This is a genomic window from Alkalicoccobacillus porphyridii (assembly GCF_007293315.1).
GTDB classification, from domain to species: domain Bacteria; phylum Bacillota; class Bacilli; order Bacillales; family Bacillaceae_D; genus Alkalicoccobacillus; species Alkalicoccobacillus porphyridii.
The window spans coordinates 1-534 of sequence record NZ_VLXZ01000042.1 but is presented as its reverse complement, the minus strand read 5'-3'; the positions used below and the strand labels follow the sequence as shown (position 1 = coordinate 534).

Annotated in this window: 1 protein-coding gene; it reads left to right on the top strand. The window is 33.7% G+C overall.

Annotation, left to right across the window (positions count from 1 at the left end; translation table 11 throughout):
- Window positions 1-534 (top strand): reverse transcriptase domain-containing protein (locus FN960_RS20725; RefSeq protein WP_143850759.1); only part of this gene is annotated, 534 nt, incomplete at both ends.

The following is a 534-nucleotide window of genomic DNA, read 5'->3' as shown; positions in this document are numbered from 1 at the left end:
ATTTGGAGGATTTTTTCCCAAGTTTAACTGCTAACAAAGTTTTTGGAGTGTTCCATTCTCTTGGTTATAATCGACTAATATCTTCAGTTTTGACAAAAATATGTTGTTATAAAAATCTGCTACCACAAGGTGCTCCATCATCACCTAAATTAGCTAATCTAATATGTTCTAAACTTGATTATCGTATTCAGAGTTATGCAGGTAGTCGGGGCTTGATATATACGAGATATGCCGATGATCTCACCTTATCTGCACAGTCTATGAAAAAGGTTGTTAAAGCACGTGATTTTTTATTTTCTATAATCCCAAGTGAAGGATTGGTTATTAACTCAAAAAAAACTTGTATTAGTGGGCCTCGTAGTCAGAGGAAAGTTACAGGTTTAGTTATTTCACAAGAGAAAGTTGGGATAGGTAGAGAAAAATATAAAGAAATTAGAGCAAAGATACATCATATATTTTGCGGTAAGTCTTCTGAGATAGAACACGTTAGGGGATGGTTGTCATTTATTTTAAGTGTGGATTCAAAAAGCCATA